The 15,870-nt window shown below is 61.6% G+C and carries 11 protein-coding genes; 3 read left to right on the top strand and 8 right to left on the bottom strand.

What is annotated here, in order from left to right; translation table 11 throughout:
* Positions 1-107 precede the first annotated feature (107 nt).
* The 7 genes from ACO08A_RS15545 to kynA form a co-directional block, all read right to left on the bottom strand.
* Positions 108-386: a DUF2160 domain-containing protein gene (locus ACO08A_RS15545; protein ID WP_319383954.1), complete on the bottom strand. Its 279-nt coding sequence runs from the start codon at positions 384-386 to the stop codon at positions 108-110.
* Positions 386-1,183, bottom strand: coding sequence for a carbohydrate ABC transporter permease (locus ACO08A_RS15540; protein WP_353993269.1), 798 nt, complete (start codon positions 1,181-1,183; stop codon positions 386-388). Before ACO08A_RS15540 ends, ACO08A_RS15545 begins: the two co-directional genes overlap by 1 nt.
* An 11-nt stretch (positions 1,184-1,194) precedes the next feature.
* Positions 1,195-2,094: a carbohydrate ABC transporter permease gene (locus tag ACO08A_RS15535; RefSeq protein ID WP_422036913.1), complete on the bottom strand. Its 900-nt coding sequence runs from the start codon at positions 2,092-2,094 to the stop codon at positions 1,195-1,197.
* On the bottom strand, positions 2,058-3,149 hold the full coding sequence (locus ACO08A_RS15530; protein WP_422036912.1) for an ABC transporter ATP-binding protein: 1,092 nt from the start codon (positions 3,147-3,149) through the stop codon (positions 2,058-2,060). The genes ACO08A_RS15535 and ACO08A_RS15530 overlap by 37 nt, the downstream gene beginning before the upstream one ends.
* A gap of 12 nt (positions 3,150-3,161) precedes the next feature.
* Positions 3,162-4,226 (bottom strand): ABC transporter ATP-binding protein, encoded by a 1,065-nt coding sequence (locus ACO08A_RS15525; RefSeq protein WP_422036911.1) that lies wholly within the window; start codon positions 4,224-4,226, stop codon positions 3,162-3,164.
* A 125-nt stretch (positions 4,227-4,351) separates the two neighbouring features.
* Positions 4,352-6,088, bottom strand: coding sequence for an ABC transporter substrate-binding protein (locus tag ACO08A_RS15520; protein WP_422036910.1), 1,737 nt, complete (start codon positions 6,086-6,088; stop codon positions 4,352-4,354).
* 455 nt (positions 6,089-6,543) lie between these two features.
* A complete protein-coding gene (gene kynA / locus ACO08A_RS15515) occupies positions 6,544-7,398 on the bottom strand; it encodes a tryptophan 2,3-dioxygenase (RefSeq protein WP_422036909.1) in 855 nt (284 codons plus the stop codon).
* A gap of 253 nt (positions 7,399-7,651) precedes the next feature.
* On the opposite strand from kynA, the gene ACO08A_RS15510 reads away from it, so the two are divergent.
* Genes ACO08A_RS15510 through ACO08A_RS15500 form a run of 3 tightly spaced genes read left to right on the top strand, consistent with a single transcriptional unit; the run spans position 7,652 to position 14,349 of the window.
* On the top strand, positions 7,652-10,984 hold the full coding sequence (locus ACO08A_RS15510) for a DUF2126 domain-containing protein (protein WP_422036908.1): 3,333 nt from the start codon (positions 7,652-7,654) through the stop codon (positions 10,982-10,984).
* A 41-nt stretch (positions 10,985-11,025) separates the two neighbouring features.
* Positions 11,026-13,431 carry a circularly permuted type 2 ATP-grasp protein gene (locus ACO08A_RS15505; RefSeq protein WP_422036907.1) on the top strand — a complete coding sequence of 802 codons (2,406 nt, stop codon included), beginning with the start codon at positions 11,026-11,028 and terminating at the stop codon, positions 13,429-13,431.
* 42 nt (positions 13,432-13,473) lie between these two features.
* Positions 13,474-14,349 carry a transglutaminase family protein gene (locus ACO08A_RS15500; protein WP_422036906.1) on the top strand — a complete coding sequence of 292 codons (876 nt, stop codon included), beginning with the start codon at positions 13,474-13,476 and terminating at the stop codon, positions 14,347-14,349.
* A 442-nt stretch (positions 14,350-14,791) separates the two neighbouring features.
* Here ACO08A_RS15500 and ACO08A_RS15495 read toward each other — a convergent pair whose 3' ends face one another.
* Positions 14,792-15,850 carry an ABC transporter ATP-binding protein gene (locus ACO08A_RS15495; RefSeq protein WP_422036905.1) on the bottom strand — a complete coding sequence of 353 codons (1,059 nt, stop codon included), beginning with the start codon at positions 15,848-15,850 and terminating at the stop codon, positions 14,792-14,794.
* Positions 15,851-15,870 lie beyond the last annotated feature (20 nt).

Here is a 15,870-nt window from a genome sequence, read left to right as displayed (position 1 = left end):
TGCATGCCCCGGAACCTATTCATGCACGATTGCTTCGAAATTACTATCGCTTTGGCCATTTCCGCCCGTTTTCTTCTGCTGGCAAAGGCCACGCCTCCGCTTGCACGTCACACCTTCCAGAAACAGAACGCCCCCCAGCCGATGCTGAGTGCGAGCGGCCACCACAGCGGATGACCCATCAGCCCCAGCCAGGCCAGGAAGATGTAGGCTGTTCCGAGCAGGGTGATGAAGAGACGGTCGCCCCGCGTCGTCGTCAGGCCAAGGACGCCGCGGCGGGCATCGCCGCCGGGGTACTTGATTTCGAGCACGGTCAGAAGACCGATTGCGGAAAATATGCCGACGAACAGCAGCGCCGTCGGCCAGGTCCACGCCATCCAGCCGAGCATCAGACCCTCCCCAGGGCAAAGCCCTTGGCTATGTAGTTGCGAACAAAGTAGATGACGATGGCGCCGGGAATGATAGTCAGGGTCCCGGCGGCCGCCAGCAGCCCGAGTTCATAGCCCGCGGAGGAAGCGGTCCGGGTCATCACGGCGGCAATGGGTTTGGCCTCGACGGCGGTCAGCGTCTTCGACAGCAGCATCTCCACCCATGAGAACATGAAGCAGAAGAAAGCCGCCACCCCGACGCCCGACTTGATGGCAGGCAGGAAGATGGTCACGAAGAACCGCGGGAACGAGTACCCGTCCACATAGGCGGTCTCGTCCAGTTCCTTCGGCACGCCGCTCATGAAACCTTCGAGGATCCAGACGGCGAGCGGGATGTTGAACAGGCAGTGCGCGAGCGCAACGGCCAGGTGCGTGTCGAACAGTCCCACCGCCGAGTACAGCTGGAAGAACGGCAGCGCGAATACGGCGGCAGGTGCCATCCTGTTTGTCAGCAGCCAGAAGAAGAGCTGCTTGTCGCCGACGAACGAATACCTGGAAAAGGCATAGGCTGCCGGCAGCGCGACCATCACCGAGATCACGGTGTTCAGGGTCACGTAGATGATCGAGTTGATGTAGCCCCAGTACCAGGTCGGGTCGGTCAGGATCTCGATGTAGTTGGCAAACGTCCAGGTTTGCGGGAACAGCGAGAAGCCGGCCAGGATTTCGTTGGTGGTCTTGAAACTCATCGCGACGAGCCAGTAGATCGGCAGCATCAGGAAGAGAATGTAGAGCGCGGGAACCAGGCTTTTCAGACGCATGATCTGTCTCCTCAGTTCTTGTTATCGTTCAGTGTCATCAGCGTGTAGAACAGCCAGGAGACGAACAGCGTGATGGCAAAGTAGATGAGCGACATGGCAGCTGCCGGTCCGAGGTCGAACTGACCGAGAGCAATCTTCACCAGGTCGATGGAGAGCAACGTGGTGGAATTGCCCGGTCCGCCACCGGTCAGGACGAACGGCTCGGTGTAGATGTTGAAGCTGTCCATGAACCGCAACAGGATCGCGATGGTCAGGACCGTCTTCATCTTTGGCAGCTGGATGAACCGGAACACGGCCCAGTTGGACGCCCCGTCGATTTCCGCGGCCTGGTAATAGGCGTTGGGGATCGACACCAGCCCCGCATAGGCGAGCAGCACGACGAGAGACGTCCAGTGCCAGACATCCATGACGATGATGGTGACCCAGGCCGCAAAGGGATCCTGCGTCATGTCGTAGGACAGGCCGAGCGTGTGGTTCATGAAGTAGCCGAGCAGGCCGATATCGGGCAGCGTGAAGATGTTCCACATTGCGCCGACGACGTTCCACGGGATCAGCATGGGCAGAGCCATGGTCACGAGACAGAACGGCACCCATGGACCCTTTTTCGGCATGGAAAGCGCGATCGCGATACCGAGCGGCACCTCGATGATCAGGATCAGGAAGGTGAACAGGAACTGGCGCCCGAGCGCATTGTGAAAACGCTCCGAGGTCAGCACCTGTTCGAACCAGTCCAGTCCCTGCCAGAAGAACAGGTTGTCGCCGAAGGTCTCCTGGACGGAGTAGTTGACCACCGTCATCATCGGAATGAGCGCATTGAACGCGACCAGCAGGAGCACTGGCGTCACGAACCACCAGGCGCGTTGATTCTGGGTTTTCACTGGACACCCTCCCCAGGCGTGCTTGCCAGCCATCCGTCTTTGTAAAGCCGGGTCTGGGATTGCTTGAACGCGAGTTTGATGGAATCGCCGGCATTCGGCGCGTCACCTTCAAGGATCGCGTGAACACGGCTGTCGCCGGCCATGGCCTCGACCACCTTGTGGCGGCCGACATCGGCGACCTTGCGCACCTTGGCATCAAGGCCAGATCCGTTGCCGGACACGGAGACGAATTCCGGACGAATGCCGATTTCGGCCGCACCATTGGCGGTTCCTTCCAGCGGTCCCTCGAGGTTGATCAGTTCGTCACCGAAGAACGCCCCTCCGTCACGCACGTTGCACGGCAGCACGTTCATGCCCGGCGAACCGATGAAATGGCCGACAAACGTGTGCGCGGGCCGCTCGAACAGTTCGACCGGCGTTCCGATCTGCACGATCTCGCCGTCCTGCATGACGACGACCTGGTCGGCAAAGGTCAGGGCCTCGGTCTGGTCGTGGGTGACGTAGATCATGGTCGCCTTGACCCGCTGGTGCAGTTCCTTGAGCTTCGACCGCAGCTTCCACTTCAGATGCGGATCGATCACCGTGAGCGGTTCATCGAACATCACCACGTTGACGTCCTGGCGCACCAGGCCGCGGCCCATGGAGATCTTCTGCTTGTTGTCTGGTGAGAGGTTCGCGGCACGCGTGGTCAGCATGTCGGTGACCTCGAGCATCTCTGCGATCGCGGTCACACGCTCCCTGACGGTTGCCTCGTCCCGGCCGCGGTTGCGCAGCGGGAATGCCAGATTGTCGTAGACCGTCATCGTGTCGTAGATGACCGGGAACTGGAACACCTGCGCGATGTTGCGCTTCGCCGGAGGCAGCGACGTCACGTCCTGATCGTCGAACAGGATCTTGCCTTCGGACGGCACCAGCAGTCCGGAGATGATGTTCAGGAGCGTGGACTTGCCGCACCCGGAGGGTCCGAGCAGGGCATAGGCACCGCCGTCATCCCAGGTCAGGTCGATTTTCTTCAGGGCATAGTCCGCATCACCCGACGGATTCGGATGATAGCTGTGCCGCAGGTTGGAGAGCTTTATTTGTGCCATGGCGTTCTCTCCTCAGGCCACCAGTGCGCCGTCGGGCGCAAAGAAGAAACAGTGGCTCGGGTCCAGGTAGAACGCATGGACCTCGCCAACGAAATAGGGATGAACGCCCGGCGACAGCGACACCCAGGATTGCCCCTGGAGATCGAAGTGGGCGCTGCTTTCCGAGCCGCTCAGTTCCGTGACCTGGACGTGGCCTTCCAGGCGGACCGAATGCGCGGGGCTTTCCACTGGCATGACATGGTTCGGCCGGATCGCCAGCGTGTAGGGTCCGTCCTTGAGAGCAGCGACATTCGCCGGAGCTTGCCAGCGGATGTCTTCCGTCAGCACGACCATGTCGCCCTGTTTGGTGACCGGTGCGGTGTTGATCGGCGGGTTTGAAAATACCTTGGCGGCATCGAGATCCTTGGGCTTGCGGTAGATCTCGGAGGTCGGCCCGAACTGGACCACGTTTCCGTCCGTCATCAGGGCGGTCTTGCCGCCCAGCAAAAGCGCCTCTTCCGGTTCGGACGTCGCGTAGACCACCACCGCGCCGCGGCCTGCGAACAGATCAGGCAGCTGATCGCGCAGTTCCTCGCGCAGCTTGTAGTCGAGGTTGGCAAGCGGTTCGTCGAGAAACACTGCGTCGCTTGTCTTGACGATGGCGCGCGCGAGCGCCGTGCGCTGCTGCTGACCGCCGGAAAGCTCATGCGGCTTGCGGTTCAGATAGGGTTTCAGCCGGAGCAGATCCGCGGCTTCTTCCACCCGGCCCTGGATCTCCGATTTGGCGACACCGGCCACTTTCAGCGGCGAGGCGATGTTGTCATAGACCGACATGTGCGGATAGTTGACGAAGAACTGGTGCACAAGGCTGATATTGCGCTTTTGCGCCGACAGCTTAGACACGTCCTTGCCGTTCAGAATGATCTGTCCCGATGCAAGGCCATCCAGTCCGGCCATGAGCTTGATGAGCGATGTTTTGCCGGCGCCGGTCTCACCAAGGAGAACGTTGAATTGGCCGGGCTGAAGCGTCAGGCTCGTGTCCTTGATATGGGTGATACCCTGGACCTGCTTGGTGACGTTTTTGAGTTCAAGAGACATGTATTCTAGCCCGCGTCCGGACAGGGCAGTCCATGGAAGCGTTGTGCTTCGTGCCCGTCACAGTCGGATCGGTGATGGACCGGGGACGAGCCCCGGCCCAGACGAGTCAAGTGTTACACTTTTGCTTATTGACCCCAGCGGGCAACAAGCTCGTCATAGTTGACGGTGACACCCTGCGGCTTCTCGTTATCGAGCTTGGCCTTCGGGGCACCCGGCTTGGACAGCCAGACCTGCGGGTCCTGCGGCTCGTTGAGACGTGGTCCGCAACCGCCGTAGACGTTGGCGCGCTCGTCGGCCTGCTGCATGCGGGCCATGACGATGTCCATTTCCTCGGCGAGACGATCCATCGCTTCCTGCGGCGTGAAGGCGCCGGAGTTCACGTCACCGATCTGCTGCCACCAGATCTGCGCCAGTTTCGGATAATCCGGAACGTTGACGCCGGTCGGCGACCAGGCCACACGGTCGGGCGAACGGTAGAATTCAACCAGACCACCCAGCTTAGGTGCACGCTCGGTGAAGGATTCGTGGTTGATGGTGCTGTCGCGGATGAACGTCAGACCCACGTGGCTCTTCTTGGTGTCGACGGTCTTGGACACGACGAACTGTGCGTAGAGCCAGGCTGCCTTGGCACGGTCTTCCGGGGTGGACTTCAGGATGGTCCAGGAACCCACGTCCTGGTAACCGACCTTCTGGCCTTCTTCCCAGTAGGGACCATGCGGGCTCGGCGCCATGCGCCACAGCGGCGTGCCTTCATCGTCAACCGTGTTGTTGCCTTCCGACTTCGGCTTCACCATGTCGGCTGTGAACGCGGTATACCAGAAGATCTGCTGGGCGACGTTGCCCTGGCTGAGCGCCGGCAGGGACTGGTAGAAGTCGAAGCTGGCAGCACCAGGAGGCGCATAGTTGCGCAGCCACTCGTCCCACTTGCGGATCGCGTAGACGGCCGCAGGGCCGTTGGCTGCACCGCCGCGCGACACGGACGCACCGACAGGATTACAGGTGCCCGCTTCCATGCGGATACCCCATTCATCGACCGGGATGCCGTTCGGCTCACCCTTGTCGCCCGCGCCGGCCATGGAAAGCCAGGCATCGGTCATGCGCCAGCCGAGGTCCGGAGCACGCTTGCCGTAATCCATGTGACCATAGATTGTGACGCCGTCGATTTCCTTGACATCCTTGGAGAAGAACTCCGCAATGTCCTCATAGGCCGACCAGTTGACCGGCACACCGAGATCGTAGCCGTACTTGTCCTTGAAGGCCGTCTTGAGGTCTTCGCGGTCGAACCAGTCCTTGCGGAACCAGTAGAGGTTCGCGAACTGCTGGTCGGGCAGCTGGTAGAGATCGCCGTCGGGACCCGTGGTGAACTGGGTTCCCATGAAGTCCTCGAGGTCGAGCCCGGGGTTGGTCACGTCCTTGCCGTCTCCGGCCATCCAGTCGGTCAGGTTATAGGCGAGCTGCAGGCGGGAGTGCGTTCCGATCAGGTCGGAATCGTTGACATAGGCGTCATAGAGGTTCCGGCCGGTCTGCATCTGGGTCTGAACGGCCTGAACGACCTCGCCCTCACCAAGGATCTGGTGATTGACCTTGATGCCGGTGATTTCCTCGAATGCCTTTGCGAGAACTTCCGACTCGTAAGAGTGTGTCGGAATGCCTTCGGACAGGACGTTGATTTCCATGCCGTTGAACGGTTCGGCCGCCTTGATGAACCACTGCATCTCGGCAAGCTGCTCGTCCTTGTTTAGAACGGACGGCTGGAATTCCTGGTCGATCCACTTCTGTGCCGCTGCTTCATCGGCATAAGCAGATCCTGCTCCCGCAAGTACAGCACCGGCTGCAACTGCGGAGAGTAGATACTTGCGCATCTTCATCTCCTCCCATGTGAGTATGAAAGCCGTTTGTAACCGGCTCGTCATACTTGGTCACACCGTTGCCACGATGTCAAACTAAATATTTAGTAGGTATTTTTTTCGGGAGCGTAAAAAATTAAGATATTGAATATAATAACTTATTTTTGACGTAGTCTTGCCCATAAAACGCGTTTCAGCAGCTGTTTTCAGCCTCCGATCAACGCAGTGTGGCACAATTTTGACATTTCACATAGCGCAAATTTCGTTTTCGCTTCTTTCGCTTCAGCATCGAAATAGCTTCATTCAAGCTTCATTTTGCAGTGCAAACGAAAAAAGCGAACCGGATTTCGCAACGCGGCATGCCGTTTAGATCGGCGCGTTACGAAACCGGCGGCGCATTTCAATGGACACGGACGGCGCGGTCGGCAGACCGGTCCCCGGGACGGCGGGTCTGAGAATTGATGAACCTGTCAGAGCACGGTTCTGACGTGCCAGAGCTCGGGAAAGAGTTCGACCTCGAGCATGCGTTTCAGATAGGAGACGCCGCCCGTTCCGCCGGTTCCGCGCTTGAAGCCGATCACCCGTTCGACGGTGGTTACGTGATTGAAGCGCCAGCGACGGAAATAGTCCTCCAGGTCGACCAGCTTTTCACCGACCTCATAAAGGGCCCAGTACCGGGACGGATCCCGGTAGACGGTTTGCCAAAGCTCTTTAACCGCATCGACGGCCGCGTGCGGTGCAGACGACGGCACGCTGAGGCAGTCCTCCGGCAGCGTGAAGCCCTGGCGGCAGGCGAACTTCAGAACAACCTGGTAGAGGGTCGGTTTCTCAAGTTCGCATTCCAGCAGAGCGGTCCCGTCCGGATCATGGGCATGCGGCTTGGTCATTGCGATGTTGCGGTTGCCCAGGACATATTCGATCAGCCTGTACTGGAGCGACTGGAAGCCAGAAGACTGGCCGAGCGCGTCACGGAACCGGGTGTAGTCGCTCGGCGTCATGGTTCGCAGCACGTCCCAGGCCGAGTTGAGCTGTTCCATGATCCGGCTGACCCTGGCCAGCAGCTTCATCGCCTCCGGCATCCGGTCATTGTCGATCGCATCGCGCGCTGCATGAAGTTCATGCAGCATGAGCTTCATCCAGAGTTCCGAAGTCTGGTGCTGAATGATGAAAAGTAGTTCGTCCGGTGCATCGGAGAGTGCCTTTTGCGCCGTCAGAATTTTTGCAAGGCCGAGATAGTCGCCATACGACATCTTGTCGGCGAAGGCCATTTCCGCACCATCATCTGCCGGGTTGTAGGCCGTGTCGGGTTCTTTTTTGTCGGTCATCGGGACATCTCACTCAAGACAGCGCCGGGGATTCGCGCCAGCCGGCCGGACCGTTTCGGTCAAACGCAAACGCGGCCGGGTGGAAAACTCATAGCGGCAAGAGGGCCATCACGAAAGGGTGCACCGGTTTTCCGGCCGAAGGCAGGCCGTCGCAACCATATGTCTGTGTTGGCAAAGAAACACGTGGTGCGGTGCGTCAAAGTATGAAACGCTACACCCCGTTTTTCCAGCCCACGGTGATCACGGCCCTCCAATGTCCATAAAAGCAAGTATCTATCATCTCACGCACTACCGCTACGACCGTCCGGTTACGCTCGGGCCGCAGATCATCAGGCTGAGACCGGCTCCGCACAGCCGGACACGTGTCCTTTCGCACTCGCTCAAGGTCTCGCCCGGCGGCCATTTCGTCAATCATCAGCAAGACCCCTACGGCAACTGGCTTGCCCGGTTCGTCTTTCCCGAGCCGGTGCGTGAATTCAAGATCGAAGTCGACCTCACCGCGGACATGTCCGTCTACAATCCCTTCGACTTCTTCGTCGAAGAAACCGCGGAATATTGGCCGTTCGAATATCCGGAGGAGCTCCGCGACGATCTCTTGATCTACCGGCGCGTCGAAACCCCGGGACCGCATCTCCAGCAGTTCCTGGACGCCGTGCCGAGGGAAAAACAGAAGACCATCGATTTCATCGTTGCCCTCAATGCGCGCGTTTCCAGCGAAGTCGGCTATGTCATCCGCATGGAACCGGGCGTGCAGACGCCGGAAGAAACCTTCGAAAGGGGAACCGGTTCCTGCCGCGACTCGAGCTGGCTGCTCGTCCAGGCCCTCAGGCATCTCGGCTTCGCAGCGCGCTTCGTGTCCGGTTACCTGATCCAGCTGAAACCGGACCTGGAAGCCCTCGACGGACCATCGGGTACGGATCATGATTTCACCGATCTGCATGCCTGGGCCGAAGTCTATCTCCCCGGCGCGGGCTGGATCGGGCTCGACCCAACCTCGGGCCTCCTGACCGGTGAGAGCCATATTCCGCTGGCCGCGACGCCGCACTACAGCAACGCGGCACCGATCGTCGGCATGGCGAGTGCGGCCGATGTCGACTTTTCCTTCGACATGCAGGTCTCCAGGATTGCCGAGCACCCGCGTATCACCAAACCGTTTTCCGAAGAAGCCTGGACAGATCTCAACCGGCTCGGCGAGGAGGTCGACCGGATCCTGAAGCAGGAAGACGTCCGGCTGACCATGGGCGGCGAACCCACATTTGTCTCCATTGACGACTTCGAAGCCGCGGAGTGGAACACCGACGCAGTGGGGCCGACGAAGCGGGACCTGGCCGACAAGCTGATCCGCCGCCTCCGCTCGCGGTTCGCGCCGGGCGGCTTTCTCCATTATGGCCAGGGCAAGTGGTACCCGGGCGAAACGCTGCCGCGCTGGACGTTTTCGCTCTACTGGCGGCAGGATGAAAAACCGATCTGGTCCGATCCCGCGCTGATCGCCGCCGAGGGTACAGAAACCGGAGCCGATGCCGGCCAGGCCGAAGCGCTGCTGCAGCAAATTGCCGAGCGCCTGGAACTCGAACCCGACTACGTCGTACCGGCATACGAGGACCCGTCGGTCTGGCTGATCAAGGAAGCCAATCTCCCCGAGAATGTGACACCTGACAATTCGGAGCTGGAAGACGCCGAGGCAAGGCATCGCATTGCGCGCGTCTTTGATCGCGGCCTGACGAAACCGGCAGGCTACATTTTGCCCGTGCAGCGCTGGCAATCGAAATCGACCGGAAAAAGGTGGCGGTCCGAGCACTGGAAGCTGCGCCGCGATGCGCTGTTCCTCGTGCCCGGCGACAGCCCCGTCGGCTATCGCCTGCCTCTGGAATCCCTGCCTTATGTCCCGCCGGCCCAGTACCCTTATACCAATATCGCCGATCCGACCGTTCCCCGCGAACCGCTTCCCGAATTTTCCGCCGAGCCGCGTCCGGCAAGGCGCCAGGGTGTCGCCAGTTTTACCGCCGGCGGACCGACGCAGGACAGGCGCGAGCAGGGTCAGGGGGAAGGTGAACTCGGCGACGCGGACGTCAGGACGGCCCTGTCCGTCGAACCCCGCGACGGGCGGCTTTGCGTGTTCATGCCGCCGGTCGAGCGTCTCGAGGACTATCTGGAGCTGATCGCCGTTGCCGAAGCGGCTGCGGCGGATTTGAACCTCCCCGTGCACATCGAGGGCTATCCGCCCCCGCCGGATCCGCGCATGAACGTTATTCGTGTCGCGCCGGACCCCGGTGTCATCGAGGTCAACATCCATCCGGCCGGCAGCTGGAAAGATTGCGTCGACATCACCGAAGGCGTCTACGAGGAAGCCAGGCAAAGCCGTCTCGGCGCCGACAAGTTCATGATTGACGGCAAGCACACCGGAACCGGCGGCGGCAACCACGTGGTCATCGGGGGCGCAACACCGCTCGACAGCCCGTTCCTGAGGCGCCCGGACCTGCTCAGAAGCCTCGTGCTCCACTGGCAGCGCCATCCGAGCCTGTCCTATCTCTTCTCCGGTCTCTTCATCGGCCCGACATCCCAGGCCCCGCGCGTGGACGAAGCCCGCCACGACGGGCTTTACGAACTGGAAGTCGCCCTTTCCCAGATCCACCGTCCCGGCGAGGGTGCCGCGCCGTTCCCGTGGCTGCTCGACAGGCTGCTGCGCAATCTTCTGGTCGATGTCACCGGCAACACGCACCGGGCCGAAATCTGCATCGACAAGCTCTACTCCCCGGACGGTCCGACGGGCCGCCTCGGTCTCGTCGAGTTCAGAGGGTTCGAAATGCCGCCAGACCCGCGCATGAGCCTTGCGCAACAATTGCTTCTGCGCGCGCTTGTCGCCCGGCTCTGGCAGCATCCTCTGTCGGGCAATCTCACACGCTGGGGCACAACGCTACACGACCGGTTCATGCTGCCGCATTTCGTCTGGGCGGATTTCATGGACGTACTCCGCGATCTGGAGCACCATGGCTTTGCGATGCGTCCGGAATGGTTCGAGGCCCAATGCGAATTCCGCTTTCCCTTCTGCGGGGAAATCGAGGTTGAAGGTGTGCAACTGGAACTGCGTCAGGCCCTGGAGCCCTGGCACGTGCTTGGCGAAACCGGCGCAATCGGTGGCACTGTCCGCTACACCGACAGTTCCACCGAGCGCCTGCAGGTCAAGCTGTCGGCCGCCGATCAGGAACGCTATGCCGTGACCTGCAATCGCCGGCTGATCCCGCTTAAGAAAACAGAGACCAACGGCATTGCGGTTGGCGGCGTCCGCTACAAGGCCTGGCAGCCGTCCATGGCGCTCCATCCTGTTCATCCGGTGGATGCACCGCTGACATTCGATATTTTCGATCGCTGGAGCGGCCGGGCCATCGGCGGCTGCGTCTATCACGTGGCGCACCCGGGAGGGCGCAACTACGACACCTTCCCCGTCAACGGCAACGAAGCCGAAGCCCGCCGGCTTTCGCGCTTCGAGCCGCACGGGCACACGCCCGGGCTCTACACGCCGCAGACCGAGCACCCGCACCCGGAGTTTCCTTTGACCTTGGACCTCAGACGCCCTGTGGGTGTATAAGGCTCTTTCGGCTTTGAAAGGCCCGGCACGGGAATCATGGAATGAGTTTGGACGAAACGGCAGAAAGCGGCGGTCAGGGATACGGTTTGTTGAAATCCTACCGGCCGTTTCCGGGCGTTTCGGACGAACTCCTTGATCCGGCCGGCAACGTCCGCCCGGTGTGGCGGCCGTTTCTGGACCACCTGTCCTCGCTCAGCACCGAAGACATCAACGACCGCTTCGCGCGCGGCAACCAGTATCTCAACGACGCCGGTGTCTATTTCCGCCAATACGGCCAGGACGGTGCCATGGAGCGGGAATGGCCGCTCAGCCACATTCCCGTCGTCATTGGCGAAGGGGACTGGCAGGCGATCGCGGACGGGCTGGTGCAGCGGGCGGAGCTCCTGGAAAAGGTGGTGGGAGACATCTACGGCGAGAACCGCCTCGTGTCCGACGGCTATCTGCCCGCCAGCCTGATCGCCGAAAGCCCCGAATGGCAGCGGCCTCTGGTCGGCGTCACACCACGATCGGGCTACTTCCTGCATTTCCTCGCCTTTGAAATCGGCCGGGGACCGGACGGCACCTGGTGGGTGCTGTCCGACAGGGCGCAGGCGCCGTCCGGTGCCGGTTTCGCCCTGGAGAACCGGGTGGCGACGGGACGCATCTTCAACGAGTTCTTCGCCAGGGCCAACGTCCACCGGCTCGCCGGCTTCTTCCGACGGTTTCGCGACCATCTTCTGGATCTGCGCGGTGAGCAGGATAGCCGCGTCTCCATCCTGACCCCGGGCCCCCTCAACGACACCTATTTCGAGCATGCCTATATTGCCCGCTATCTGGGTTTCATGTTGCTCGAAGGAGAGGATCTGACGGTCGAAAACGGTCGTTTGATGGTGCGGACGGTGGCGGGTCTGAAGCCGATCAGCGTCCTGTGGCGGCGGCTCGACTCGGCCTGGACCGACCCGGTGGAGCTGAACGAGGAATCGCGTATCGGAACGCCCGGCATGGTGGAAGCGGTCCGCGAGGGGACCGTCACAATGGTCAACGCGCTCGGCACCGGCATCCTGGAAACCCGGGCGCTGCTCGCTTTCCTGCCGCGCATTAGCGAGCATTTGCTCGGAACCTCCCTGAAGCTGCCCAACGTGGCCACCTGGTGGTGCGGCGAAGAGGCGACCCGCGCCTACGTCAAGGACAACGCCGCGGCGATGATGTTCAGTCCGGCGCTGTCGACTGCGCTTCCCTTCACGTCCGGACATACCGATTTCATCGGCAAGGATTCCGACAAGTTCCACAAGGGCATTCTGGAAAACTGGATCGACACCGAAAAAGGCCGGCTCGTCGCGCAGGAAGCCGTGACGCTGTCGACCACGCCGGCCTATCACGAAGGTTCGCTCGTGCCGCGCCCGATGAGCCTGCGCGTCTTCCTCGCACGCACGCACAACGGCTGGGAAGTCATGTCCGGCGGCTTCGCCCGGATCGGCAAGGAGCCGAGCGCAAGCGCGATCGCCATGCAGTCTGGCGGGTCGGCCGCCGATGTCTGGATCGTGGGCACGCGCAAGCTGGCAATGGACACCCTGCTACATCAGAGCGAGTCGCCCTTCTTCAAGTCGCAATCGGGAGCCCTGCCCTCGCGCGCCGCGGACAATCTCTTCTGGCTCGGCCGTTATGTCGAGCGCGCCGAGGGCGCGGTGCGTCTCCTGCGTGCCTATCACGCCCGGCTGCTGGAGACAGCGGACCCCGAAGCGCCGCTGGTCGCACGCACCGCGGAATATCTCGACGACATCGGCGTCGCTCCGGAAAGTCCGATCCCCGAGGGCCTCTGTTCCATGCTGCAATCGGCCGTGAACAGCGCCGGCAAGGTTCGGGACCGTTTTTCCGTCGACGGCTGGCTGGCACTCAATGACCTTGCCCAGACGGCGAACGGGGCACGGCGCGTCATGAAGGACGATGCGGACGTTCCCCAGGCGATGAGCCTTCTGCTCCGCAAGATCACCGGCTTTTCGGGACTGGTTCACGAAAACATGTACCGCTTCACCGGCTGGCGTTTCCTCAGCATCGGCCGCGCGCTGGAGCGGGCCAACAGAATGGCGGATCTGCTTTCCGTCTTCACCGGACCGGATGCGCCCGACGGCGCGCTGGAACTTCTCTTGGAAGTCGGGGACAGCGCCATGTCCATGAGCCGGCGCTACGCGGTGTCGCTGAGCCACGCAACGGTGCTTGACCTGCTTGCCATGGACCCGAAGAACCCGCGTTCGGTAATGTATCAGCTCACCGACATGAAAGAGCACATCGATGTCTTGCCGGGTGCATCGGAAAACGGCTACCTGTCCGACCTGGCCCGCGCGGTGCTGCAGATCCACACCAGCCTTGCCGTCGCCACCCCCGAGACGCTGACCCAGGACACCCTGGGAGAACTCAGGGACCAGATTGCATTCCTGTCGGTCGAGCTGTCAGATGCCTATATCCGCTAGGGTCCGCCGGACCGGACAGGATCAAATGCGGGAGGAGCTGCCGTGCTTTACGACGTGAACCTCGAAATCACCTATGACTATGCCAGCCCCGCGAATTCGGGCCGGCATTCGCTGCGCCTCGTTCCCGCATCGATCCCCGGTGAACAACGACTCGTGTCGTCAAGCGTCAGGCTCTCGCCCGGACCGACGGAACGGCGCAACAGAACGGATTTTTTCGGCAATGCCGTCACCGATGTGGTCTTCCGCCGTGCCCACAGCGAACTCGCCTTCAGGCTTACGGCCCGGATCGACCGCACGTCCGTTCCGCACGAGCTCGACATCTCTCCTCCCCTGTCCCTTCTGAAAAGGGAACTCGTCGGCATCCAGTCCCTCGGGCCCGACGAACCGGTTCATTTTCTGACCGCGTCGCCGCGCCTGCCGCTGGCGCCGGCCTTCGCGGTCTACGCGCAGGAGCACACCAGCCCGGAGATGAGCGCGGTGGCCGCAGTCGAGGCGATCGGCAGGGCCTTGAATCAGGACATGGATTTCGATGCGGATGCCACCACGGTCGACACGCCGGCGCTCGATGCATTCGAGCGCCGGCACGGCGTTTGCCAGGACTTCTCGCATATCATGATCGCCTGCCTCAGAAGCATCGGTATTCCTGCCGGATATGTCAGCGGCTTCCTTAGGACGATCCCGCCGGAAGGCCAGCAGCGTCTGGAGGGCGCCGATGCCATGCACGCCTGGGTGCGCGCCTGGTGCGGCATTGAGAGCGGCTGGATCGAGTATGATCCGACCAACGCACTGCGTGTCGGCCAGGACCACATTGTCGTGGCCCGCGGCCGGGACTACGGCGATACGGCGCCCGTTAAGGGCGTCCTGCGCACCGCCGGCACCCAGACCACGGGTCACAAGGTCGACGTCATTCCAAGGTAAGACCGGTCAGCGGATCGAAAGTCCAGGGTCCGGAATTTTCTCCCGGTTTGGCATCCTGGTTTGCCGCCCAAGCCACACGATCGGAACTCGTATTCCCTGTGGCCGAAGGTCAATAGAAGGCGAATGGTCAATCGCCAGGAAGCAAGGGCATGGATTGCCAGATCAGGTCTGGCAATGACGGACAAGGTCGAAAGGCAAAAACCACATCCTGAGGAGCGCGCAGAGCCGGAGCGCACGAGCCGAAGCGAAAGTTCCCTCTCCCGCCGGGAGAGGGCCAGGGTGAGGGATGAAACGCTTGCGTGTCTCACCGGGGCTCGTCCCCTCACCCGGCGCAGTCGCGCCGACCTCTCCCGGCGGGAGAGGTAACCGTCAGCCGGCGACCAAAGAGCCCGTTCGACCAAGGCAAAAGCCTCCCGGTTTGCCGCGTGCGCGGCAAGACCGCTTAGCGGATCGCCTTGTCTTCGCCGTCGAAAAAGTGCATCCGTGTCTCGTCGAACGTCAAGCCGATCCGCGCGCCTTCCTCGATTGAATCGCTGCCGCTGATCCGGACGAGAATGGTTTCAAGACCGTCCAGCGCCACATAGAGGAAGATGTCGGCGCCGAGATATTCGGCGACCTCGACCGTTCCGCTGCAATGGCCTTCGCCTTCACCCACGATCGTCATGTGTTCGGGCCGGATGCCGAGCTTGTGCGGCTTCTGCGGCTGATCCGCATGCGGATAGTGGCCGCCGCCATGCCCCTGGAGCGAGAACTGGTCCCCCTCGACGGAACAGGGCAGCACGTTCATTTTCGGTGAACCGATGAACTGCGCGACGAAGAGATTGTCAGGGCGTTCGTAAAGTTCGCGCGGGGATCCGACCTGCTCGATCTGTCCGGCCTGCAGCACCACGATCTTGTCGGCAAGCGTCATCGCCTCGACCTGGTCGTGGGTCACGTAGATCATGGTGGTCCCGAGGCTCTTGTGCAGCCGCGCGACTTCGAAACGCATCTCCACGCGGAGCGCCGCGTCGAGGTTCGAAAGCGGTTCATCGAACAGGAACGCGCTCGGTTCGCGCACGATCGCACGACCGATGGCCACGCGCTGGCGCTGGCCGCCCGACAGGGCTTTCGGCCTGCGGTCCAGGTAGTCGTCCAGCTTCAGCACTTCGGCCGCCGCGTTCACCTTGCTCTCGATTTCAGGCTTGGGAACGCCTGCGGTCTTCAGTCCGAACCCGACATTCTCGCGCACGGACATGTGCGGATAGAGCGCATAGGACTGGAACACCATCGACAGGCCACGCCCGGAAGGCGGCAGCGCAGTCACGTCCTTGGCATCGATCTCGATCGAGCCGCGGCTTGTCTCCTCAAGCCCCGAAATCAATCGCAGCAGGGTCGATTTTCCGCAGCCGGAAGGTCCGACAAAGATGACGAATTCACCGTCCTGAATATCCAGATCGATGCCCTTGATCACCTGGAGTTCGCCGAACCATTTCTCGACTTTGTTGAGCTGAATTGCTCCCATGTCCTCAGTCCTCCGGCTTT

This window comes from Roseibium sp. (assembly GCF_965232425.1).
Lineage (GTDB): Bacteria > Pseudomonadota > Alphaproteobacteria > Rhizobiales > Stappiaceae > Roseibium.
Note: the sequence above shows the minus strand (reverse complement) of the source record. Positions and strands in the feature narration are given on the sequence as shown.